Raw genomic sequence first — 20,500 nt, 5'->3', positions numbered from 1 at the left:
CTACCCCAAGGGTGCGGCGACGGGAGGAAGTGCGACGGCGATGTCGGGACGAACGGTGTCGGGACGGACGACCCAGTAGGCGTGACGGTCCTGCTCCAGCGTGATGCGGCGCGCGTCCACGTGCAGTCCGGTGCGCGCCCAGCCCAGCACCCGCTCCGACAGCGGGAGCCGCCCGGCCCCGGCCAGCGCCACCGCGGACTCCAGCCGCGTGCGCGCCTCGGCCAGGCGCCCCAGCTTCGCCAGCGCCAGGCCGTGCCGCTCGTGGTGCGCGGCCAGGTCCTGACGGGCCAGGTCGCTCGTGGGAGGCTGCTGCTGGTAGTGGGCCTCCACGCGCAGGCAGAAGGAGATGACGGCCTCGTGGGCCCCCGAGCGCTCCAGCGACTCGAGCACGCACCACGCATAGTGGCGCTGGCAGACGTCGGAGCCGCCCTGGAGCGCGGCCAGCCGCAGCGCCTCCCGGTAGTGGCGCAGCGCCTCGTCATGCCGGCCAGCCAGCGCGAACACCTTGCCCTGCTCCGCCACGCGGAAGTGCAGCGCGAGCGAGCTCACTGGGACACCAGCGACGTCCGCGTGCCCCGCGCGCGCAGCTCCGCGACGAGCCAGCGCGCGCGCGTGTCCCCCACCGTGGCCTGGAAGGTATGCGGCAGCCGGGAGAGCGCGGTGCGCGCCTCGTTGGCTTGCAGCCCCAGCCCCGAAGACAGCAGCTCCGCGGCCACGGCGGGGTCCTTCGAGTCCTCCACCGTCAGGCGGAAGCTGCGGAAGTTGATGAGCTGCACGGCCAGCTTCGCGCCCGCGGCCTCCAGGGGCGCGGTGCGCGCCACCACGTCCGCGCGCGACAGCCCCGTGTGCAGCACCACCGGCAGCCGCTTGAGCACCTTCGGCACCAGCGCCGGGGGCATGCCCGTCTCCCGCACCAGCAGCTCCGGGAAGCCGGCGTCGGCGGGGGCCTCCAGGAGGCTGACGTCGAAGCGCTGGAAGGCGTGATCCAACAACCGCACCCCACCCCGCGCTCCCAGCTCCCGCCACACGCGCTCCGCCTGCTCGTGCGAGAGGTCCCGGGCCACCAGCGGCGGCTCGCCCGGCGTCACGCCCTGCGCCTCCAGCACCGAGCGGACCGTCGCGAGGCTGACCGTTTCCGTGGCGAAGACGTCATAGCGGGCGGTGGGCGGATGGCTGGCGTCCACCTCCGCGCCCAGCGCGGCGAAGCGCTCCCGGAGCGCGTCCACCGTGGCCTGGGACACGGAGCCGACCACCGTGGGCGGCGTGGCGCAGAGCGCCGAGGCGGCGTCCGCCAGGGGACAGCCCAGGACGGCCGCCAGCTCCGCGCAGACCTCGCGGAAGCGCCCGCCGTCACGCACGTACAGCGCCACGTCGTAGGTCTGCCCGGCGGGAGGAGGAAGGGGCGCGTCATCCGGCTCCACGACCACGCGCAGGCCCGCGTTGCCCAGCACCTCCGACAGGCCCCGGGCGAGGTCCTCCGGCAGGCCCGACGCCAGCACCGCGGGGGCGCGGAACAGCCTCGCGGCGAGCTCCGCCGGCGGCAGATCGAAGTGGGGCACCAGGGCGCGGACGATGCTCGCGGAACCCCGGTGCAAGGAGAGAACAGTGACGCGCCGTGAACCGTCCATCTGGAAACACGAGACACCATCCGGTGTTTCACTGTCAACGTTGCGCGACGTGCGACGCGTTTTCCAATGTCTGAGAACTGCCTGCTCGCCGCTCTGGATCCAACCTGCTCCGTCATGACGCGGGCTGAAACATGCCCGTGAAACATCCTGGTGGGTCTGGCCGGCGGGTCGCGCCTGACGGCCTGCCTGCCCGGTCCGTGCTCACGGGCACACTGGCAACGGCTGAAGCGCGCATGGCCATGGCTGGAGGGCCTCCCCATCCTGCCCCAGCGACATTCACGGGGGTTGGACATGCGGACAGCGAAATTCTGGATGGGGACGCTGCTGGCGGGGGCGCTGGCGCTGGGCTACGGGTGTGGGAGCGAAGTGAAGGAGCCGACGCCGCAGGACGCGCCACAGCAGCAGGCCCCGGACTCGGGCACCGACGCGGGCGTGGTGCTGACGCTCAACGACGCGCAGATCGCCCGCATCCTGCAGGTGGCCAACGAGGGCGTGGTGATGCTGGGCCAGTACGCCGCGCCGCTCGCCACCGAGCAGGCCGTGCGCGACTTCAACAACCAGATGGTGACGGAGCACACCGCGGTGAAGCAGCGCCTGGACGCGCTCATCGCGGCCCAGGGCATCACGCCCGAGGACAGCGCGCTGAGCCTCCAGTTGCAGGCGGAGGTCCAGGAGATGATGCGCATCCTCTCCAGTCCGGAGGCTCCGCCCGTCGGCACCGGGCTCGATCTGGCGCTGATCAGCGCGCAGCTCAACGCGCACGCGCGCGTCGCCTTCCTCGCGGACAGCCTGCTGTCGCCGCAGATCAAGAACACCGCCCTGGCGCAGGAGGCGACCGCCGAGCGGCAGGCCGTGCAGATGCACATCAACTCCGCGAGCGACATCCAGTCGAACATCGTGCTGCCGCCCACCACGCCGTAGCCCGCGCACCGTCCGGAGCGCTTTTTCGGTCTCTGGATGAAAATACAGCTCGGGCTCTCAGAACCTGAGAGCCCGAGCCTGCTCAGACGACCCGTGGGGGAGGATTCGACCCAGGTGCTTTCCAATCGTCTCGGCCCGGTTTAGTAGGAATTTGGACCGCCGATGCAAAAGCCAACCGAACCGACCTCCGCGCAGAGCGAGCCGTTGACGACGGGACGGATCCTGCGCTCCACGTATGAGATTGGCACCGTGCTGGGCAAGGGTGGGATGGGCGCGGTGTTCCTCGCGCGCCACCTGCGCCTGCCGGGCAAGCAGGTCGCCATCAAGGTGCTGCACGGCGCGGAGGCGCTGTCGGAAGAGGTGGCGGTGCGCTTCCGGCGCGAGGCGGAGATCGCCTCGCGGCTGGGGCACCCGAACATCGTGGAGGTGCTGGACTTCGACACCCTGGAGGACGGCACGCCCTTCATGGTGATGGAGTACCTGCGCGGCGAGGGCCTGTCGCGCCGGCTGCGCAAGCAGAAGCAGTTGCCGCTGGAGGAGGTCTTCTCCATCACGCGGCAGATGGGCGCGGCGTTGCAGGCGGCGCACCGCGCGGGCGTGGTGCACCGCGACCTGAAGCCGGGCAACGTGTTCCTCGTGCCCACGGAGGCGGGCGGCGTCGTGGGCGAGCGCGTGAAGCTGCTCGACTTCGGCATCTCCAAGCTCGTGGACTCGCGCACGGTGCAGACGCTGGACTCCGTGCTGATGGGCACGCCGCAGTACATGGCCCCGGAGCAGGCCATGGGCCACAACAGCAACGTGGACGCGCGCACGGACCTCTTCGCGTTCGGCTGCATCGTCTACGAGATGCTCGCGGGCCGGCCGCCCTACTCCGGCGAGAACGTCGCGGAGCTCATCTACCAGATCGTCCACCTGGAGCCCCCACCGCTCCTGACGCTGGCGCCCCAGACTCCGCCGCACGTGGTGGCGGCCATCTCCCGCGCCATGGCGAAGAAGCCGGAGGACCGCTACCCGGACGTCGGCGCGTTCATCCTGGAGCTGACGGGCAGCCCGCTCCAGACGCTCGCGGAGGCAAAGCCGGAGCAGCGCTCGCGCCCCACCCCTCCCACGGCCCCGCCGTCCTCCCCGCGTCCGCCGGACCGCGAGGAGCACATCCCCACGGTGGGCATGCGCCCCCACGCCCCTTCCGGGCCCGAGACGGCGTCCCTGCCCGCGCAGCCGCTGGCCCACGCCCGTCCGAAGTGGCCGGTGGCCGTGGCCGTGGGGCTGGCGGTCATCATCGCGTTCGCCGTCGCCTTCTTCTGGAAGCGCCCGGGTGTGGCGCCGCCCGCCGCCGTCGTGGCGGATCCACCGGTCCCGCCGCAAGCCCGGCCCGCGGCGCCCGTCACCCCGCCGCCCGCCGCCGTCGTGGCGCAGCCGGTGGATCCGAAGCCGCCCGTGGACCCGGAGCCCCAGCAGCCACAGCCGACGGAGCCGGAGGAGCCCCGGCAGCCCACCGCGGAGCCGTCCACGGTGACGGCCAGGCCGAAGCCGCGCGGCACCCCGGAGTCCATGCCGGACAGCGTGCGCGAGGACCTGGCGGCGGCACAGAAGGCGCTGGACGCGTCCAACACGTCGGAAGCGCTGCGTCACATCCGGCGCAGCCAGCGCACGAAGATCACCGGCCTGTCGTTCTCGCTGCTCACGCGCGTGTACTGCCAGCAGCACGACCTGGCGAACGCGCGGGCGCAATGGGCCCGCGTCCCGGCAACGGAACGTCCAAGGGTCCGACAATACTGTTCGCAGTACGATATCGACCTGTAGGGTCGTCCGGGCGCGCGGAAGCTCCAGAGCGGGGGCGCGCCCGCAATCCAAGGAGTCGTCGTGAGAGTGCTACTGGCAGTGGGGGTCGTGGCGCTGTCCCTGGGGTGTACCCGGGGTGTGCGGCCCGACAGCGAGGTGGCGGGGACGAAGCCCGCCACCGGCAAGGTGTATTCCAACGAGGCCGGCGAGAAGATCACCCTCATCGCGCTGGAGCCCGGTGACGCGAAGAAGGCGCTGGTCGCCTTCGACGGCACGAAGAGCGAGCTGGACGGCCAGGTGCTGGTCGCCTCCGTGGGCCGGGACAGCCGCGCCATGGAGTACTGGACGCTGTGGCGCGGCCGCAAGCAGCGCTTCGTCTCCGTGTATGACCGGGGCGGCTACGAGGACCTCGTGTTCAGCGGCGTCAACCACACGGGCTACACGCACCTGAAGCCGGACACGGGCAAGACGGGCGCGCTGAAGGTGGAGAAGGTCTTCGAGCGCTACCAGGACCTGGAGGGCGACAAGAAGTACCAGGCCCTGCTCGCGTTCGACCGCAAGTTCTGGGCGAGCCAGGCGGAGACGCAGTTGGCGGAGGCCCTGGAGGCGACGAACAAGGCGTGCGGCTCCAAGCTGACGTCCACCGTGGCCTGGGACTCCATCACGGACGAGCAGATCAACGAGATGTCCTTCGGCAGCTACTGCGCGGGCCCGCTGGAGTCGCTCCAGAAGCTGTGCGAGCGCTCCGACGAGGCGAAGCGCACCATCCAGCAGAAGCTCCAGACGGTGGAGTGCCGCATGGACGCGAAGGCCGCGCTGAAGCTGGAGGCCCAGAAGGTCATCTGGACCGTGACCTCCGGTGAGACGGTCCAGCCGGACGCGACCACCTCCTTCTTCACCGACACCCTCTAGAACGAAAGCCCACTGACATGACTCTTCGACGCATGGTCATCGCCCTGGGGCTCGTCCTGGCCCCGCAAGCCGCGCTCGCGATGGATCCCCCCTGGGGCAAGGAGCAGAAGCTGCGCGAGCGCATGGTGCTGGAGTCCGCGAAGGTCTGCGCGGACGGGAAGGGCCACTACACGGTCCTCCTGCCCCAGACGCCCGAGCACGACGGCGAGCTGTACTACGGGGACGGCAAGACGTTCACGCAGGTGGCGCCCGTGGGCTACCCCAACGCCACGGAGGGCGGCTTCTTCGAGCCCCGCTTCTTCAACCCCAAGGCCAACGACAACTTCCGCGGCATGGACTACCGGGTCGTGTCGTACCTGAAGCTCAGCGAGGACCAGAAGACGTGCACGCTGAGCTGCGGGGAGAAGACCCTGCCGCAGCAGCCGGTGCCCGCGGACCAGGCCCGGGAGCTGCTGCGCAAGGCGGCCTACCAGCCCAACCCGGTGAAGTTCCAGCCGTACGCGCTGCTGCGCGACGACAAGGGCGTCTACTACCTGGTGGAGCGCGGCATCGGCGCGGACAACAAGAGCTTCCGCATCTTCACGGGCCAGCGCGGCCAGGTGAAGCAGCAGAAGATGCTCAACGTCGTCACCGACTCGCAGGGGGAGATCTTCTCCACGCAGGGCGGCGACCTGCGCCTCGTGGTGGACCGCGAGGAGCCGTCGTTCTGGGTGGTGAAGAGCAAGCGCCAGAAGCTGCGCGCGGTGCCGGTGGGTGAGAACCTGCCCTTCATCTACAACGAGCTGGGCGTCTACACGGGCGCGCGGCTGGGCACGCCCTGCGACGACGTGTAGTGCCCAGGTGACGGGGAGCCCCGGGCACGGTCAGCCGTTGAGCACCTTCACGGCCTTGACCATGTCCGGGGCCAGCTCCTCGTGATCCAGGAGCGTGAACCCCAGCTTCTTGCTGACGGCCTGCATGCCGCGGTTGCGCGTGAGGATGTCCGCGACGATGCGGCGCAGGCCCCAGTCCTTCCCGATGTCCACCAGCCGCCGCAAGAGCTCCGTGCCCAGGCCCAGCCGCTGGGCCGTGTCGCTGACGGTGATGGCGAACTCCGCGTCCTTCGTGCCGCGCAGGCGCGTGAGCCGGCCCACCGCCAGAATCTCTCCCCCGCCCTTCCCGTCCGGGGACGGCCGCTCCGCGACGAGCGCCATCTCCCGCGCGTAGTCGTTGAAGCAGATGCGCGCCAGGCGCTCATGGGCCACGCGCTGGCTGAGCTTCATCAGGCCCGCGTAGCGCATGAACACGGTCTGCTCGGAGAGGGCCTGGTGGAAGCGGCCCATGGCGGGCTCGTCCTCCGGGCGGATGGGGCGCACCAGGAGCTGCTCGCCGTTCTTCAGCGTGAGCACCTTCGCGTACTGGTGCGGGTACGGTTCGATGGCGAGCTTCGGCAGCGACGCGGCCTGCACGTCCGGCGGGTGCAGCACCACGCGCGCGTCCAGCGCGATGATGCGCTCACCGGAGACGAGCAGCGGGTTGATGTCCAGCTCGCGGATGAGGGGCTGCTCCACCACCAGTTGGCTGAAGCGCACCATCAGCCGCTCCAGCGCGCCCAGGTCCACGGGGGCCCGGCCGCGCACGCCCTTGAGCGCGTGGTGGATGCGCGTGCGCTCCATCATCCGCCGCGCCAGCGTGGTGGTGAGCGGCGGCAGGCCCAGGGCCCGGTCCTGCATCACCTCCACCAGCGTGCCGCCCGCGCCGAAGAGCAGCACCGGCCCGAACTGCGCGTCCAGGCTGCTGCCCAGGATGAGCTCGTAGCCGTCCAGCTTCGCCATGGGCTGCACGGTGACGCCCTGGAGCGCGTCCTGGAGGCCCCGCTCCGCGAGCGCGTCGCGGATGGCGCGGTACGCGTCCCGCACCTGGGCCTCGTCGCGCAGGTCCAGCCGCACGCCGCCCACGTCCGTCTTGTGCGTCACCGTGAGCGAGTGCAGCTTGAGCACCACGGGGAAGCCCAGCGCGCGGGCCTTCTCCACCGCCTCGTCCTCCGTCGTGGCGAGCCACGTCTCCACGGTGGGGATGCCGTAGGCGGCCAGCAGGCGCTTGGACTCGTACTCGGACAGGAGGGTGCGGCCGGAGGCGCGGGCCTCGTCCACCAGGGCGCGGGCGACGTCGCGGCCTCCGCCGGTGGGCTCCTCCGCCAGCGTGGGCGTCTCATAGAGGCCGGCGATGTTGTCCGAGTAGCGCCACATGTAGTTGAAGACGCGGGCTGCGGTGTCCGGGTAGCCGAAGGTCGGGATGCCCGCGTCGTTGAGGATGCGCTCGCCCGCGGCGACCTCGGAGCCCCCCATCCAACTGGCGAGCACGGGCTTGCCGGGCAGCTTCGCGTAGCCCTTGAGGCGGTCCGCCGTCTGGGTGGGCTCCGTCATGTCCTGCGGGGTGAGGATGACGAGCAGGCCGTCGCTGTTGGGGTCCGCGCCGGTGGTCTCCAGCGCCTTCGCGTAGCGCTCCGCGTCCGCGTCTCCCAGGATGTCCACCGGGTTGGCGTGGCTCCACGGCGGCGGCAGGAAGCCGTCCAGTTGCTTCCGGGTGTCGTCGGACAGCACGGCCAGCTCCCCGCCGCCGGACACGAGCGCGTCCGTGGCGAGCACCGCGGGGCCGCCCGCGTTGGTGAGCAGCGTGAGCCTGCGGCCGGAGGGCCGGGGCTGGCGGGCCAGCACCTCCGCCATGTGGAACAGGTCCTCGATGGAGTCCACGCGCAGCACGCCCGCGCGGCGGAAGGCGGCGGAGAGCACCTCGTCGCTGCCGGCGAGCGTGCCGGTGTGGGACGCGGCGGCCTGCGCGGCCTGCGCGGTGCGGCCGGCCTTGATGACGATGATGGGCTTGGTGAGGGCCACCTCGCGCGCGGCGGACAGGAAGGCGCGCGCGTCGCCGATGGACTCCATGTACAGCAGGATGGAGCGCGTCATCGGATCATCCGCGAGGAAGTCGATGAGGTCTCCCCAGCCCACGTCCAGCATGGAGCCCACGGAGACGAAGGCGCTGAAGCCCACGGCCTCGCGCAGGCTCCAGTCGAGGATGGAGGTGAGCAGCGCGCCGGACTGGCTGATGAAGGCCACGTTGCCGGGGCGGGCCATGCCCTTGGCGAAGGTGGCGTTGAAGCCGCTGGTGGGGCGCATCACGCCCAGGCAGTTGGGCCCGATGATGCGCAGGTTCGCGGCCTGCGCGATGTGCAGCACCTCCTGCTCCAGCTTCGCGCCCTCCGGCCCCGTCTCCTTGAAGCCCGCGGAGATGATGATGACGCCCTTGACGCCGACCTCCGCGCACTCGCGGATGATGGCCGGCACGGACTTCGCGGGGGTGACGATGACGGCCAGGTCCACCGGCTCCGGCAGCGCGCGCAGGGAGGGCCACGCCTTGATGCCGAGCACGTTGGGCCGCTGCGGGTTCACCGGGTAGACGGTGCCGCCGAACGGGCTGCTGATGAGGTTCCAGAGGACGGTGCGGCCCACGCTGCCGGGCCGCTCGCTCGCCCCCACCACCGCGACGCTGCGGGGGGAGAAGATGACCTCCAGCGGCTGACGGGTCCGCTGGTGGAGCAGGTCGATGGAGGGGTCCGTCCGGGCCGGGGGCTTGGCGGGGCGTTGCTCGTCCATGGTGCGCTCGTCTTCGGTGGGGTGACCGTACCGGAGCAATCTCCGGCAGGCCCCCATCGTGCACCAGTTGTCAGGGAGGGGGCGGGGCAGCGCACGTCTCCCCCTCCTGTTGCTGATACGAGCGAACAGGCGGGCGCTGTCAGGACGCGCGCGCCCGCTCCACCGCCGGCTTGAGCACGGTGCTGGCGAACTCCGCCAGCGTGGTGGGCGTGGTGGTCTCCTTCGAGCGCGGCTCCGCCGAGTTCATGCGCCCGTCCTGGATGGCGCCGTACATCTCCACGAAGGTGTCCGCCGCGAAGGCGGGCATGCCCGCGCCCAGCATCCCCTTGCGCAGGTCGTCCAGCCCCACCCGCACGTACTTCACGGGCTGGCCCAGCACCTGGGTGAGGATGCTGGCGACCTCCGGATAGGTGAGGTCCTTGGGCCCGTGCACGCCCACGTAGCGGTGGCCCGTCCATGAAGGGTCCAGCAGGAACTCGGCCGCCTTGGCCGCGATGTCCGCGGTGGCGACCATGGGGAAGGCCATCGTCTCCGGGTTCGAGCTGAAGAGCGCGCCCGTCTTCGCCAGGCCCTGCACGTCGCGCAGCAGGTTTTCCATGAAGAAGCCCGCGCGCAGGCTGACGACGTTCGGCGCCGCCGCCTGGAAGGCCTCTTCGATGGACTTCATCGCGGACACCGGCCCGGTGCCCGCCCCGCTCTGCGCGCCGACGCTGGAGAGCATCACCACGCGCTTCACGCCGTGCGCCTTCACGCGCTCCGCGGCCCGCTGGCCGTTGGCCTTCGCCCAGTCGTGGAAGTCCGGGCGGATGGCGGGCGGAGAGAGCCAGAACAGCGCCTCCGCGCCCGCGAGCGCCGCGTCCAGCGTGGCCTGCTCCTCGATGGAGCCCTGCACCACCTTCGCGCCCAGCTTCACCAGGTCCGCCACCTTCTCCGGCGTGCGCGAGATGACGGTGACCTTGCGGCCCGCCTTCAAGAGCTTCTCCACGAGGGGACGACCGATGTTGCCGTTCGGGGTGTTGATGACGATGGACATGGGGTGCCTCCAGCGACCGCGAGATGGCGGAACAGTGCCCCCGCGCCCTGCATGAGGCCACTGCATGCTATGCATGCCTCCATGCGCCGCGCTCATGAAACCCCAGCGCCCTCCCCCGCCGAGGTGGACCTCTCCGGCATCAACCTCAACCTGATGGTGGCGCTGGACGCGCTGCTGCACGAGGTGCACGTCACCCGCGCCGCCGCGCGCGTGGGCCTCACCCAGTCCGCGATGAGCCACGCGCTCGCCCAGTTGCGGGAGCTGTTGGGCGACGCGCTCCTCATCCGCGGCCAGGGCGGCATGGTGCTGACGCCGCGCGCGCAGGCCCTGGCCGCGCCGCTCAAGCGGGGGCTGGCGGAGCTGCGGCGGGCCCTGTGCGACGAGCCCGCGTTCGCGCCCGCCACCGCGAAGCGCCGCTTCACCGTGGCCACGCGCGACTTCTTCGGGTCGGTGCTGCTGCCGGGCGCGCTGGAGCTCCTGGGCCGCGAGGCCCCCGGCGTGGACCTGTCCGTGCTGCACGTGGACAGCCACACCTTCCCCAGCCACCTGGAGACGGGCGAGGTGGACCTGGCCATCATCGTCGCGCCGGCGCCGTCCGGGCCGGGCCTGCGCCAGCAGCGGCTGCTCACCGAGGACTTCGTCTGCGTGGTGCGCAAGGACCACCCCACCGTGCGCCGCACGCTGGACGTGGACACCTACCTGGAGCTGTCCCACATCCTCATCAGCCCGAAGGGCGACGGCGTGGGCGCGGTGGACCTGGCCCTGGCCCAGCTCGGCCTGCCCCCGCGCCGCATCGCCGTGCGCGTGCCCTACTTCCTCATCGCGCCGCTGGCGGTGTCGCGCTCGGACCACGTCCTCACCGCGCCCCGCCGCCTCATCGCCGCGTTCAAGGACGCGTACGCGCTCCAGGTGTTCCCCCCGCCCATCCCCCTGCGCTCCTTCGACATCCTCCAGGTCTGGCACGAGCGCTTCGACGGCGACCCCGCGCACCAGTGGCTGCGCGGACTCGTGGCGCGGTCCGTCAGCACGGGGTCTGAAAACACCCGGAGTTCACGAAGGGTGCGGCGCGCGCCAGCTTCCTGACACTCGGGGGGCACGGCACTGAACGTCAGTACACAGGTGGGGGAGCATCGCATGGGGGGCTTCGTGTAGGGTGCTCCGCATGAATCCTGAGAAGCTTGTCTTCGCCCAGACCGTCGAGGCGCTCTTCGTCCGCGCGTTGGAGAATCGCCTGACGCCCGCGTGCCGAGAGCACCTCAAGCGGGCTGGGCTGGACCTCGACAAGAAGCTGGAGCGCACCTACTCGCTGGAGCAGTGGCGGGAGTTCCTGCGCATCGCGGCGGGCCACGTCTACGGCGGCGTGCCGGCGGAGGCCGCGTACTACTCCCTGGGCGAGCGCTTCATGGACGCCTACTTCGGGACGTTCTTTGGCCGCGCGCTGCTGGGCGTGGGCCGGCTGGCCGGTCCCCGGAGGATGCTGCTGCGGGCGGACCTGGGCTTTCGCGCCGGCAACAACTTCAGTGAAGTCAAAATCGTGGAGCGCAGCGCGACGTCGCTGGAGCTCTGGATGAACGACGTGCTGGCGGACCAGCCGACGTTCGCGGCGGGCCTGCTGGCGCGCGCGGTGGCGCTGTGCGGGGGGTGGCGGGTGGTGGCGCTGCCGGAGGAGTTCGACGGCACGGCGGCCACGTTCCACCTGCGCTGGAGCGAGGCCCCCGTGGAAGGGGCGCTCAGCGCCACTGAGGATGGGTCCGGAGGCGACGCTCGACCTCAGGCGTGAGGGTGCCGCCGTGCGGGGCCCGGGAGGACGAGCGCTCCCAGCGCTCCAGCCACCGGGTCCCCAGCGGGGCGGTCAGTGTTTCGTAGCGGGTCGAGGCCACGGTGGTCTCCCCCTTGGTGCCGGTGGAAGCGCCGGCGCCCACGTAGAACCCCGCGAGCAGCAGCGTGACGCGGGTGGGCGTGGCCGCGCTGTAGGTCATCAGCAGGGCGCCCTCCCCGTCTTCCCGGCAATGCCGGCGCACCCGGGCGAGCACGGCCTCGGTCCACATGTCCGGGTTGGACGCGGGTGAGAACGGGTCGAAGAAGACGAGGTCCGCGGGGGGGAGCTCCGCGTCCGGCTCCAGGAAGGGCACGGCGTCCCCCAGCTTGAGGGTCCACTGGAGGCCGGGCTCGGACCAGGCGCCGTGCTTCATGAGGCGCTCGGCGGCCTCACGGAACGGCTGGAGGAAGGGGAAGCCCTCCGCGTCCGCGAGCGCGAGCCGCAGGGGGGCCAGGTCCACCTCGAAGCTGACGATGTGCAGGTCGCGGGCGCGCTCCGGGCCCAGCTCCCGGGCGCGGGTGAGCGCGGCGACGGCGTTGGTGGCGGCGCCCAGGCCCACGTCGTGGATGACGAGCGGCGGGCCGGGCTTTCGCAGGCGGTCCGCGAGGCCGGGCTGGTCGACGTAGAGGCGCAGGGCCTCCTGCCACGGGCCCACCGCGGGGTGCATGACCTCGCCATGGCCCAGGTGGCGCACGGCGCGGTGGCCGTTGCGCAGGGTGACGAGCTCGAAGTCGCCGTCGCGCGGATGGGAGGGCTCGGACATGGGGCTCCTGGCCTGGAGGGGACGTGTGGGAAAGGATGGGTGCCTAGCATGACGACTCCAGGGCAGGAACATCGGGGCGTGCTTCACGGGGAGGACGTCCGGCACGGGGAGGCTGCGTTCGGGGGCGGCCGGGTGCGGCTGTCGCTGCGGGTGGAGGCAGAGACGCGCACGGTGCGGGCGGCGGCGTGGGAGGCCCCCGTGCATGCGGGGCATCCGCTGGCGGAGTGCCTGGAGTCGCTGTGTCGGAGCGCGGTGGGCATGGGGGTGGACGTGTTCCTGCGCTTCGACGACTTCCACCTGCGCGCGGGGTGTCCGGAGGGGTTGGAGGCGACGGAGGAGGCGGGGCTGGCGGTGCGGGTGTTCCGGCTGGCCTTCAGCCAGTTCCATCCCCGGGCCACGGGCCCTGCGTACCTGTCGAGCGGGCTGGTGCTGGCGAAGCTGCCGCGGGGCGCGCGTCCGGAGTGGGACGAGCCGGGGTTCTACTTCGCGCACTACTACCGCGAGGAGCTGTGGCCCGCGGCGGTGGAGGAGGCGCGCCGGGGCGGCGTGCTGGGGCCGCGAGCGGCGTGTGCGTACATCGACGCGCTGCTGGCGAAGGCGGACGACACGGTGGAGCTGGACTGGCCCGTGGAGGAGGGCGCGGCGACCTGGGACTGGCTGACGCGCGTGTGCCTGCCGGCGGTGACGGGAGGGGTGGAGCGGACAAGGCGGCTGCTGGAGGGCGGGTACGGAGGGGCGAGCGGCACGGGGAGCTTCCCCTTCGGGCACCTGGACGGAGGCGCGTGGCATCCGCCGGTGGGGCTGCCGGAGCCCGAGGGCGTGGGGCACGCGGAGTTCATCCTTGGTGACCTGGAGCACCTGCTGCCGGAGCTGCCGGGGGACGGCGTGCTGCTGGCCGCGCCCCGGTGGATGGCGGTGGGACAGACGCGGGACTCCCCTGCCCTGCGCCGGGCGGACATCTCCAGCGAGGAGGCCGGGGGCTTCGGCCTCTTCAACGCGGCGGCGCACGACGCGGGTGAAGATGATGATTGAGGGGCGCCTGCTGTGTGGGCTGGTGGCCCTGCTGTGTCTGTCGTGCGCTTCGGGGCCGAGGCAGTACTCGCAGACCACGGACTCCGCGACCAGTGGCTGCCTGCGCAATCCCGCCTGCTACACGCAGCCGGGGGACGAGGCGTTCCTGCCGTGGGTGGACAAGGCCGCGAGGGCCGCGGCCTCGGCGGGAGCCACGATGAAGCTCCTGGAGGCCGCGGACGTGGCCCGCATCGAGCACCTGCTGGTGGAGTGCGCGAAGGAGGCGAACCACCTCGTCAATGAGCGTGAGTACGGTGAGGGGAAGTACCCGGATGATGCGGAGTGCAAGCGAGTGATCGGCCGGAACAAGAAAGGCGAGTTCCTCACGCGGCAGATGGAGCTGGGCACCCTGAAACATGCGGTGGCCTTTGCCTGTGTCCAGCGAGAGATCCTCACGCTCTTTCCCGAGCAGATCTCCATCGAGCCACGTTTCGGCGAAAGCTCGAAGAGCGGCGCGTATGCATTGACGAATCAGTGGGAGGGCTCCATGAAGCCGGACATCGTGCTGCATGCCTCCGGACAGCCCAACCAGGTCCAGTGCATCTATGACTTCAAGTTTCCCTGCACCCGGTGGGCGAAAGAACATCCACTGGATGCGGCACTTGAGCAGTTGAACGACTATGCGCGGCTTGGGGGACGGTGCAAACCCGCCATCATCACGCCCCTGATGGGAGTCATCCGTGGATGAGCCGCTGGCTCGGCAACCTCCTGGCGCCGGCATTCCGACGGTCCAACCCGTGGTGGGCTTTGATTTCTTCATGCCTCACGACCACGGCAGGATCGCGGCCTCGGTGGTCCACGCACTCGACGTCTACCTTCGAACCCTGGGGCCAGACTCCGGAAGGCTGACCACCACCTGGGACGCGGATGGCGACCCTTCGCCGCTCACGCCAAGCGTCTGGGAGGAACTGCGCGAACGACTCGGCGCGGCGCCGACCGATGACTTCCTGGACGACCTGCCGCGAGACTCCCTCTGGTTCGACATCCTGACCCGGAGACGGTTCGACGCCAACGTGCGCCTGACGGGCGACGAATCCGATTCGAGCGGCTACGAGTTCCGCTATCGCTCCCGGCTGCCCTGGCGCAATCCCAGCGCAAGAATGCTCAGCGTCTTGAGCGTCCACGTGCCCCTCCGGTTTCTAGAAGAGCAAGGCGCGTCACGGCTGCGTGAACTGGCCCTGGAGCTTGCCGGCTCCCTCCCGTTCTCGACGGCCCATGCCGGGCTGTCCTTCGCCTCATCAAGAGCATTCTGGAAGTCCCTTCCCTTGCTCAAGGCGGACCTGCTCCGCCATCCCGGCTGGGCTGTGCCCGCGGCAGGAACGTCCATGGACATGGGCCCCCAGGTTGACGGCATCCACTGGCTGAACTTCCTGGGCCCACCCCTCCTTGAAACCGTGGGCGGCCTCCAGGCGCTCCGCTCCCACCTGAGCCATCCGGAGACCTCCGTCCAGGAGCTCACCGGAGGCCGCGCCCTGATCAGCCTGGGGCCCGCGCCGCTCGCGGGGGACACGAAGCTGGGTGAGACCCTGCCGGCGTATCGCGAGCTGGCCCGGTTCCTGGAGCCCTGGCTCCTGCCCTTCCCCCACGTCAACACCTGGGACGGCTACACCGACGAGGAGGCCCGTCTCTGGTGGCGCCGCTTCCTGGAGGCCCCTCCCGAGAAGGTCTACGACCCACGTGATGGGTAACCACACCGGATTCTTTAACGCATTGCCCCAGCACCCGGCGCACTGATAATCCGCAACCCGGAGTGTTCACGTCGAGCGGCGGGCCGACGGTCGTGGTCGCGCCAGCCCTCGCGGATCGGGGTTTCATCGATGCGGTCACAACGCGCTGTCTGGAGCAGGCTCCTGTTGTTCGCCGCGAGCCTGGGCCTTCTGTCCTGCGGCGGGAACGAGCGCCCGGCGGCATCCGAGGGCATCCGCGCCGCTCACGCCCGTCTCGCGGCGCCGCCGGCCTGGTACGCCACCGCTCCCATGGGGACGCCACGCGGGCAACACGCGGCCGTCCTGCTACCCAACGGGAAGCTGCTCGTCGTCAACGGCGTCAACACGACCGGCTTCGTGAGCGCGGCGGACACCTACGATCCCGCCACCAACACCTGGGCCTCCGCGGGAACCTCCAGCCTCACGGGCAACATCACCCTGGCCGTGCTCCTTCCCTCGGGCAAGGTGCTGGTGCTGACCGACGGCTCGCAGGGGGGACGCATCTATGATCCCGTGGCCAACACCTGGTCCGGCACGGGCAACATGGCCTCCACCCGCAGCCTCCCCACGGCCACGCTGCTGGCCACGGGACAGGTCCTGATCGCGGGCGGCACCGGTGGTGGCGGCGTCCGGCTCGCGACCGCGGAGCTCTACGACCCCGCGACCAACGCCTTCACCGCCACGGGCTCCATGTCCGTGGGCCGGAACGCGCACAGCGCCACGCGGCTGCGCGATGGGCGCGTGCTCGTGGTGAGCGGCTTCAGCGGCAGCGGAGAGGTGTCCGGCGCCGACCTCTACAATCCGGCCACCGGCACCTGGTCCGCCGCGGCGCCCCCGCTGGTGGCCCGGCACTACTTCACCAGCACCCTGCTCCCCGACGGCCGCGTGCTCGTCGCGGGTGGCTTCGCCGCGGGCGGCGCCACGTCCCAGTCGGAGCTCTACGATCCGGCGGCCAACACCTGGACCGCGACCGGCAGCCTCGCGTCCGCGCGCGCCGGCCACATGGCCACGCTGCTGCCTGACGGCCGGGTGCTCGTCACCGGCGGCTCTGTCTTCGGGTCGCCGGCGCTGACCTCGGCCGAGATCTACGACCCTGCCACCGGCACGTGGACCTCCGGCGGCACCATGGGCGTCGGCCGCGAGAACCACACCGCGACGCTGCTGCCCTCGGGCAAGGTGTTCATAGCGGGCGGATTCTCCACGACCCCCGGGACGACGTTCTTCGCGCAGACGGAGGTCTACGACCCCGCCCTGAGCCGCTGGTCTCCCGCTGGCACCATGGGCACGCCCCGGACCGACTCCGCGGCGGCGCTGCTGCCCTCCGGCCAGGTGCTCGTCGTGGGAGGCCGCGGCCTCTTCACGTCGTCTCCCGCGGCGGAGCTGTATGACCGCGCGAGCAACGCGTGGACCGCCCTGCCCGACCTCGACGTGCCGCGCGAGCGGGGCACCGCCACCCTCCTGCGCTCGGGCCAGGTCCTGGTCGCGGGTGGCCGCAACGTGAACACCTCGACGCCCAACGCGCAGCGCTTCGACCCCACCACCAACACGTGGCTGGCCACCGAGAACATGCTGAGCCCGCGCCACCTGCACACCGCCACGCTCCTGCCGGATGGCCGCGTGCTCGTGGTCGGCGGTCAGCAGAACACCACGGTGCTGGGCAGCGCGGAGCTCTACGCGCCCGACACGAATACGTGGACCGCGGCGGGCTCGCTCGTCGCGGCGCGCGCCGGACACCGCGCCGTGCTGCTGCATGACGGCCGGGTGCTCGTCGCTGGCGGCCACAACGCCGGTGGCACGGCGCTGGCCTCGGCGGAGATCTACAACCCCGCCAACGACACCTGGACCCCGGCGGCGGGCCTCGCGGGCGCGCGGGACGAGCTGACGCTGACGCTGCTGCCGTCGGGCCAGGTGCTCGCGGCGGGCGGCATCTCGGGCGGCACGGAGCTCACGTCCTCGGAGCTCTACACGCCCGGCACCAACACCTGGACGTCCGTGGGCGCGCTCTCGCAGCCGCGCTGGCTGCACACCGCCACGCTGATGGCCTCCGGCAAGGTGCTGGCCGCGGGCGGCATCACCACGAATGGCGACTACGCCAACACGGCGGAGGTCTATGACCCCCTCCTCCGCGCGTGGATCAACGTCGCGGACCCCACTGCGGCGGGAGGCCTGTTCAGCGTCGCCCTGTCCTCGGGCGAGGTCCTGCTGGCGGGCGGTCAGGAGGCCACCAACGCGCAGGTGTATGACGACACCCGGGCCCAGACCGCCTGGAAGCCCACGGTGACGAACCCGGCGACCCTCGTCGCCGCCTGCCCCACCGTCATGGAGGGCCAGCGCTTCCGGGGCATCTCCGGCGGAAGCGGCGGCAACAGCGCGGACTCGCCCACCGACTTCCCGCTGGTGCGCCTGCAGGCCGCCGAGGGCGGGCGTCTCTGGACGCTCCCCAGCAGCAACACCTCCGACACCCGCGCGACGGTGACCGTGCCCGCCGACGTGCCGCTGGGCACCTACGCGCTCTCCGTCTTCGCCAACGCCATCCCCGGCGGCCGCATGGTGACGGTCGTCGCCAACCAGCCCCCGACGGCGGCGGACCAGACGGTCACCATCCAGAAGGACACGCCGACGGCGCTCGCCCTGGCCGGCACGGATCCGGACGTCGGGCAGGTGTTGACCTGGACGATCGTCACCCCGCCGCAGCACGGCACGCTGGGCACCAGCGCGCAGGGGAACCTCGAGTACACGCCCGCCGCCGGCTACGTGGGCCCGGACAGCTTCACGTACCGCGTCCGCGACTGCGCCACGGACAGCAACGTCGCCACCGTCACCCTCAACGTGACGGAGGACGTCGTGACCCCCACCCTCACCTGCCCCGCGAACCTCGTCGTGGAGGCGACGGATCCGGACGGCGCGATCGTGACCTACGACCCCGCGGTGCTGGAGCCGGCGGGCCTCCCGGTGAGCTACTCGCAGCCGTCGGGCGCGCTCTTCCCCATTGGCACCACGACGGTCACCGCGACCTCCACCGGCCTCACCTGTACGTTCACGGTGACGGTGCAGGACACCACCGCGCCCACCCTCACCTGCCCCGCGGACATCACGGTGGCGCCGGACACGCAGGTGACGTTCACGCCCACGGCCACGGACGCGGTGACGGCGAATCCCACCGTGACGTCCTCGCCCGAGTCGGGCAGCGCGTTCGCGCCGGGGGCCACGCAGGTCACCGTCACCGCCACGGATGAGGCGGGCAACACCGCGCAGTGCACGTTCCAGGTCCGGGTCCAGGCGCAGGTCGTGGAGATCGCTGGCGGTGGCTGCGACAGCACCGGCGGCGGCTCGTCCGCGCTGGCGCTCCTCGCCGCGCTGGCGGCCTGGGGCACGTCGCGTCGCCGTCAGAACCCGGCCCGGGGGAACTGAGACATGCGCTCCCTCTTTTCTCGAATGGACCTCCCCTTGCGTATGAAGGCAAAGAGCTGGGCGCTGGCCGCGCTGCTGGCCACCGCCGTCACCCCCGCCGCGTTCGCGCAGACCCCTACGAGCCCGCTCGTGCCGCTGGACCTGGAGCGCCTGCGCTTCACGCCAGCGGCGACGGACTCGATGCTGGTGGACACCGGCCGCGTGCTCCCCGAGGGCGGCTACCGCCTGCTCCTCATGGTCAACTACGAGCGCGGCATCCTGCTGCTCCAGGGCAGTGACGGGCTGGAGCGCTCCATCCTCCACTACCGCACCGCGGGCTGGCTGGCCGGCGCGTGGTCGCCGGTGGACCGGTTGGAGTTCTCCGCGAAGCTGCCCGTCATCATCGCGCAGGGCGGTCACGGCGCGGAGCAGTTGGTGGGCGTGAGCGAGCCGGACTCGTTCGGCCTGGGCACGCCGGAGCTGGGCGTGCGCTACGAGCTGCTGCGGCGCGAGGAAGGCGCGCCGGTGTTCCTGGGCCTGGGCCTGGACATCGGGATTCCGGGGGGCACGGCGGACGCGTTCGGCCGCCAGGCGGGCTGGGCCGGGTTCCAGTTCGCGCCCCGCGTGTCCATCAGCCGCGAAGTGGGCCCCGTGGTGCTGGGCGCCAACGCGGGCATCCGGATCCGCTCCAAGGAGGTCGAGCCGGGCCGCGACGTCGGCACGGAGCTGGAGCAGGGCGTGGTGGTGGCCACGCGCGGCAAGGGGCTGCGCGCCGAAGTCGCGCTGCAGGCCGCCGAGTCGCTCGTGGAGTCGGACCTGGCGCTGGAGCTGCTGGGCGGCGTGCGGCTGCCGGTGGGGGCGGGCTTCGAGGCCTTCGCGCTCGGCGGGCACGGCTTCACGGACATCCCGGGCACGCCGTCGTTCCGGCTGGCCGCGGGCATCGCGTACGCGAACGAGCCCGAGCCCGTGGACCGCTGCCGCACCGGCCGCAGCCACACGCCGGAGCAGTGCCCCAACGAGGACGACGACGGCGACGGCGTGGCCAACAAGGACGACCGCTGCCCGCTGGAGGCCGGCTCCGTGGAGAACAACGGCTGCCCGGACAAGGACACGGACGGCGACGGCGTGGTGGACCGCGAGGACCAGTGCCCGAACGAAGCCGGTCCGTCTTCCGAGCGCGGCTGCCCCGTGAAGGACACGGATGGTGACGGCGTGCCGGACAAGGACGACGCCTGCCCGAACGAGGCCGGTCCGTCTTCCGAGCGCGGCTGCCCGGTGAAGGACACGGATGGCGACGGCGTGCCGGACAAGGACGACGCCTGCCCGAACGAGGCGGGCCCCGCGTCCGAGCGTGGCTGCCCCGCGAAGCCGCAGCCCAAGCCCGAGGAGCCCAAGCCCCAGCCGCCTCCCGAGGAGAAGCCCGCGGAGGAGACGAAGTCGCCGCTGGAGCACATCGTCCAGTTCCCGGTGAACCAGTCGGAGTTCCAGGAGAACGAGCAGCAGCAACTGGATGACATCGTGGCCTACCTGAAGGCGAACCCGAAGCTGAAGGTCCGGATCGAAGGCCACACGGACAACAGCGGCCCGGAGGAGGCCAACCGCACGCTGAGCCACCAGCGCGCGAACCGCGTGCGCGCGTACCTCATCCAGAAGGGCATCGCGGGCTCGCGGCTGGAGGCGAAGGGCTACGGCCCCGACCGTCCGCGCGTGTCCAACGAGACGCCGGAGGGCCGCAGCGCGAACCGCCGCGTGGAGTTCATCCCCGTGACGGGGGGCTGACCCTCGCGGGGCCCGACATGACGCCGCTTCGTGGTCCCCCACGAAGCGGCGCGTGAGGTTTCAG

Annotated in this window: 16 protein-coding genes; 11 read left to right on the top strand and 5 right to left on the bottom strand. The window is 71.5% G+C overall.

The annotated features are described in order from the left end of the window. Together K8556_RS18975 and K8556_RS18970 are read right to left on the bottom strand one after the other, a co-directional pair. Positions 1-549: a hypothetical protein gene (locus tag K8556_RS18975; RefSeq protein WP_223741473.1), complete on the bottom strand. Its 549-nt coding sequence runs from the start codon at positions 547-549 to the stop codon at positions 1-3. After that, positions 546-1,595 carry a hypothetical protein gene (locus K8556_RS18970; protein WP_223741472.1) on the bottom strand — a complete coding sequence of 350 codons (1,050 nt, stop codon included), beginning with the start codon at positions 1,593-1,595 and terminating at the stop codon, positions 546-548. Before K8556_RS18970 ends, K8556_RS18975 begins: the two co-directional genes overlap by 4 nt. A gap of 324 nt (positions 1,596-1,919) precedes the next feature. On the opposite strand from K8556_RS18970, the gene K8556_RS18965 reads away from it, so the two are divergent. The 4 genes from K8556_RS18965 to K8556_RS18950 all read left to right on the top strand — a co-directional run bounded on the left by K8556_RS18965 (position 1,920) and on the right by K8556_RS18950 (position 6,076). Continuing rightward, positions 1,920-2,549 (top strand): DUF4142 domain-containing protein, encoded by a 630-nt coding sequence (locus tag K8556_RS18965; protein WP_223741471.1) that lies wholly within the window; start codon positions 1,920-1,922, stop codon positions 2,547-2,549. A 162-nt stretch (positions 2,550-2,711) separates the two neighbouring features. Beyond that, positions 2,712-4,352, top strand: a complete 1,641-nt coding sequence (locus K8556_RS18960; RefSeq protein ID WP_223741470.1) for a serine/threonine-protein kinase — start codon at positions 2,712-2,714, stop codon at positions 4,350-4,352. 60 nt (positions 4,353-4,412) lie between these two features. Next, the gene (locus K8556_RS18955; RefSeq protein WP_223741469.1) at positions 4,413-5,243 is read left to right on the top strand and encodes a hypothetical protein; all 831 of its coding nucleotides are present in this window, start codon (positions 4,413-4,415) and stop codon (positions 5,241-5,243) included. Between the two features lie 17 nt (positions 5,244-5,260). Further along, positions 5,261-6,076, top strand: coding sequence for a hypothetical protein (locus K8556_RS18950; protein WP_223741468.1), 816 nt, complete (start codon positions 5,261-5,263; stop codon positions 6,074-6,076). A 30-nt stretch (positions 6,077-6,106) separates the two neighbouring features. Here K8556_RS18950 and K8556_RS18945 read toward each other — a convergent pair whose 3' ends face one another. Together K8556_RS18945 and K8556_RS18940 are read right to left on the bottom strand one after the other, a co-directional pair. Next, positions 6,107-8,875 carry a bifunctional acetate--CoA ligase family protein/GNAT family N-acetyltransferase gene (locus K8556_RS18945; protein WP_223741467.1) on the bottom strand — a complete coding sequence of 923 codons (2,769 nt, stop codon included), beginning with the start codon at positions 8,873-8,875 and terminating at the stop codon, positions 6,107-6,109. A 139-nt stretch (positions 8,876-9,014) separates the two neighbouring features. Continuing rightward, positions 9,015-9,908, bottom strand: a complete 894-nt coding sequence (locus K8556_RS18940; protein ID WP_223741466.1) for an NmrA family NAD(P)-binding protein — start codon at positions 9,906-9,908, stop codon at positions 9,015-9,017. An 81-nt stretch (positions 9,909-9,989) separates the two neighbouring features. On the opposite strand from K8556_RS18940, the gene K8556_RS18935 reads away from it, so the two are divergent. Together K8556_RS18935 and K8556_RS18930 are read left to right on the top strand one after the other, a co-directional pair. After that, positions 9,990-10,991 carry a LysR family transcriptional regulator gene (locus tag K8556_RS18935; RefSeq protein WP_223741465.1) on the top strand — a complete coding sequence of 334 codons (1,002 nt, stop codon included), beginning with the start codon at positions 9,990-9,992 and terminating at the stop codon, positions 10,989-10,991. Between the two features lie 79 nt (positions 10,992-11,070). After that, positions 11,071-11,688, top strand: a complete 618-nt coding sequence (locus K8556_RS18930; RefSeq protein ID WP_223741464.1) for a DUF2378 family protein — start codon at positions 11,071-11,073, stop codon at positions 11,686-11,688. Here the strand turns inward: K8556_RS18930 and K8556_RS18925 are convergent. Then, positions 11,639-12,490 (bottom strand): tRNA (5-methylaminomethyl-2-thiouridine)(34)-methyltransferase MnmD, encoded by an 852-nt coding sequence (locus K8556_RS18925; RefSeq protein WP_223741463.1) that lies wholly within the window; start codon positions 12,488-12,490, stop codon positions 11,639-11,641. The two genes, K8556_RS18930 and K8556_RS18925, sit on opposite strands and share 50 nt — an antisense overlap. 48 nt (positions 12,491-12,538) lie before the next feature. On the opposite strand from K8556_RS18925, the gene K8556_RS18920 reads away from it, so the two are divergent. The 5 genes from K8556_RS18920 to K8556_RS18900 all read left to right on the top strand — a co-directional run bounded on the left by K8556_RS18920 (position 12,539) and on the right by K8556_RS18900 (position 20,436). Next, entirely contained in the window at positions 12,539-13,522 is a 984-nt protein-coding gene (locus K8556_RS18920) for a hypothetical protein (protein ID WP_223741462.1), read from the top strand. Further along, entirely contained in the window at positions 13,512-14,249 is a 738-nt protein-coding gene (locus K8556_RS18915) for a hypothetical protein (protein WP_223741461.1), read from the top strand. Before K8556_RS18920 ends, K8556_RS18915 begins: the two co-directional genes overlap by 11 nt. Next, positions 14,242-15,249 (top strand): type VI immunity family protein, encoded by a 1,008-nt coding sequence (locus K8556_RS18910; protein WP_223741460.1) that lies wholly within the window; start codon positions 14,242-14,244, stop codon positions 15,247-15,249. Before K8556_RS18915 ends, K8556_RS18910 begins: the two co-directional genes overlap by 8 nt. A gap of 288 nt (positions 15,250-15,537) precedes the next feature. Beyond that, positions 15,538-18,678, top strand: coding sequence for a kelch repeat-containing protein (locus tag K8556_RS18905; RefSeq protein WP_223741459.1), 3,141 nt, complete (start codon positions 15,538-15,540; stop codon positions 18,676-18,678). Positions 18,679-18,720: 42 nt separating this feature from the next. Beyond that, on the top strand, positions 18,721-20,436 hold the full coding sequence (locus K8556_RS18900) for an OmpA family protein (protein WP_223741458.1): 1,716 nt from the start codon (positions 18,721-18,723) through the stop codon (positions 20,434-20,436). Positions 20,437-20,500: the final 64 nt, after the last annotated feature.

The sequence above is a fragment of the Corallococcus sp. AS-1-12 genome (assembly GCF_020036995.1).
Taxonomy (GTDB): domain Bacteria; phylum Myxococcota; class Myxococcia; order Myxococcales; family Myxococcaceae; genus Corallococcus.
Note: the sequence above shows the minus strand (reverse complement) of the source record. Positions and strands in the feature narration are given on the sequence as shown.

What these genes read in the sequence shown, in the direction of transcription:
- K8556_RS18920 (WP_223741462.1), top strand. Translation starts at nt 12,539, where the DNA reads ATGACGACTCCAGGGCAGGAACATCGGGGCGTGCTTCACGGGGAGGAC.
- K8556_RS18960 (WP_223741470.1), top strand. Translation starts at nt 2,712, where the DNA reads ATGCAAAAGCCAACCGAACCGACCTCCGCGCAGAGCGAGCCGTTGACG.
- K8556_RS18930 (WP_223741464.1), top strand. Translation starts at nt 11,071, where the DNA reads ATGAATCCTGAGAAGCTTGTCTTCGCCCAGACCGTCGAGGCGCTCTTC.
- K8556_RS18945 (WP_223741467.1), bottom strand. Translation starts at nt 8,875, where the DNA reads ATGGACGAGCAACGCCCCGCCAAGCCCCCGGCCCGGACGGACCCCTCC.
- K8556_RS18950 (WP_223741468.1), top strand. Translation starts at nt 5,261, where the DNA reads ATGACTCTTCGACGCATGGTCATCGCCCTGGGGCTCGTCCTGGCCCCG.
- K8556_RS18925 (WP_223741463.1), bottom strand. Translation starts at nt 12,490, where the DNA reads ATGTCCGAGCCCTCCCATCCGCGCGACGGCGACTTCGAGCTCGTCACC.
- K8556_RS18900 (WP_223741458.1), top strand. Translation starts at nt 18,721, where the DNA reads ATGAAGGCAAAGAGCTGGGCGCTGGCCGCGCTGCTGGCCACCGCCGTC.
- K8556_RS18915 (WP_223741461.1), top strand. Translation starts at nt 13,512, where the DNA reads ATGATGATTGAGGGGCGCCTGCTGTGTGGGCTGGTGGCCCTGCTGTGT.
- K8556_RS18935 (WP_223741465.1), top strand. Translation starts at nt 9,990, where the DNA reads ATGCGCCGCGCTCATGAAACCCCAGCGCCCTCCCCCGCCGAGGTGGAC.
- K8556_RS18905 (WP_223741459.1), top strand. Translation starts at nt 15,538, where the DNA reads ATGGGGACGCCACGCGGGCAACACGCGGCCGTCCTGCTACCCAACGGG.
- K8556_RS18940 (WP_223741466.1), bottom strand. Translation starts at nt 9,908, where the DNA reads ATGTCCATCGTCATCAACACCCCGAACGGCAACATCGGTCGTCCCCTC.
- K8556_RS18965 (WP_223741471.1), top strand. Translation starts at nt 1,920, where the DNA reads ATGCGGACAGCGAAATTCTGGATGGGGACGCTGCTGGCGGGGGCGCTG.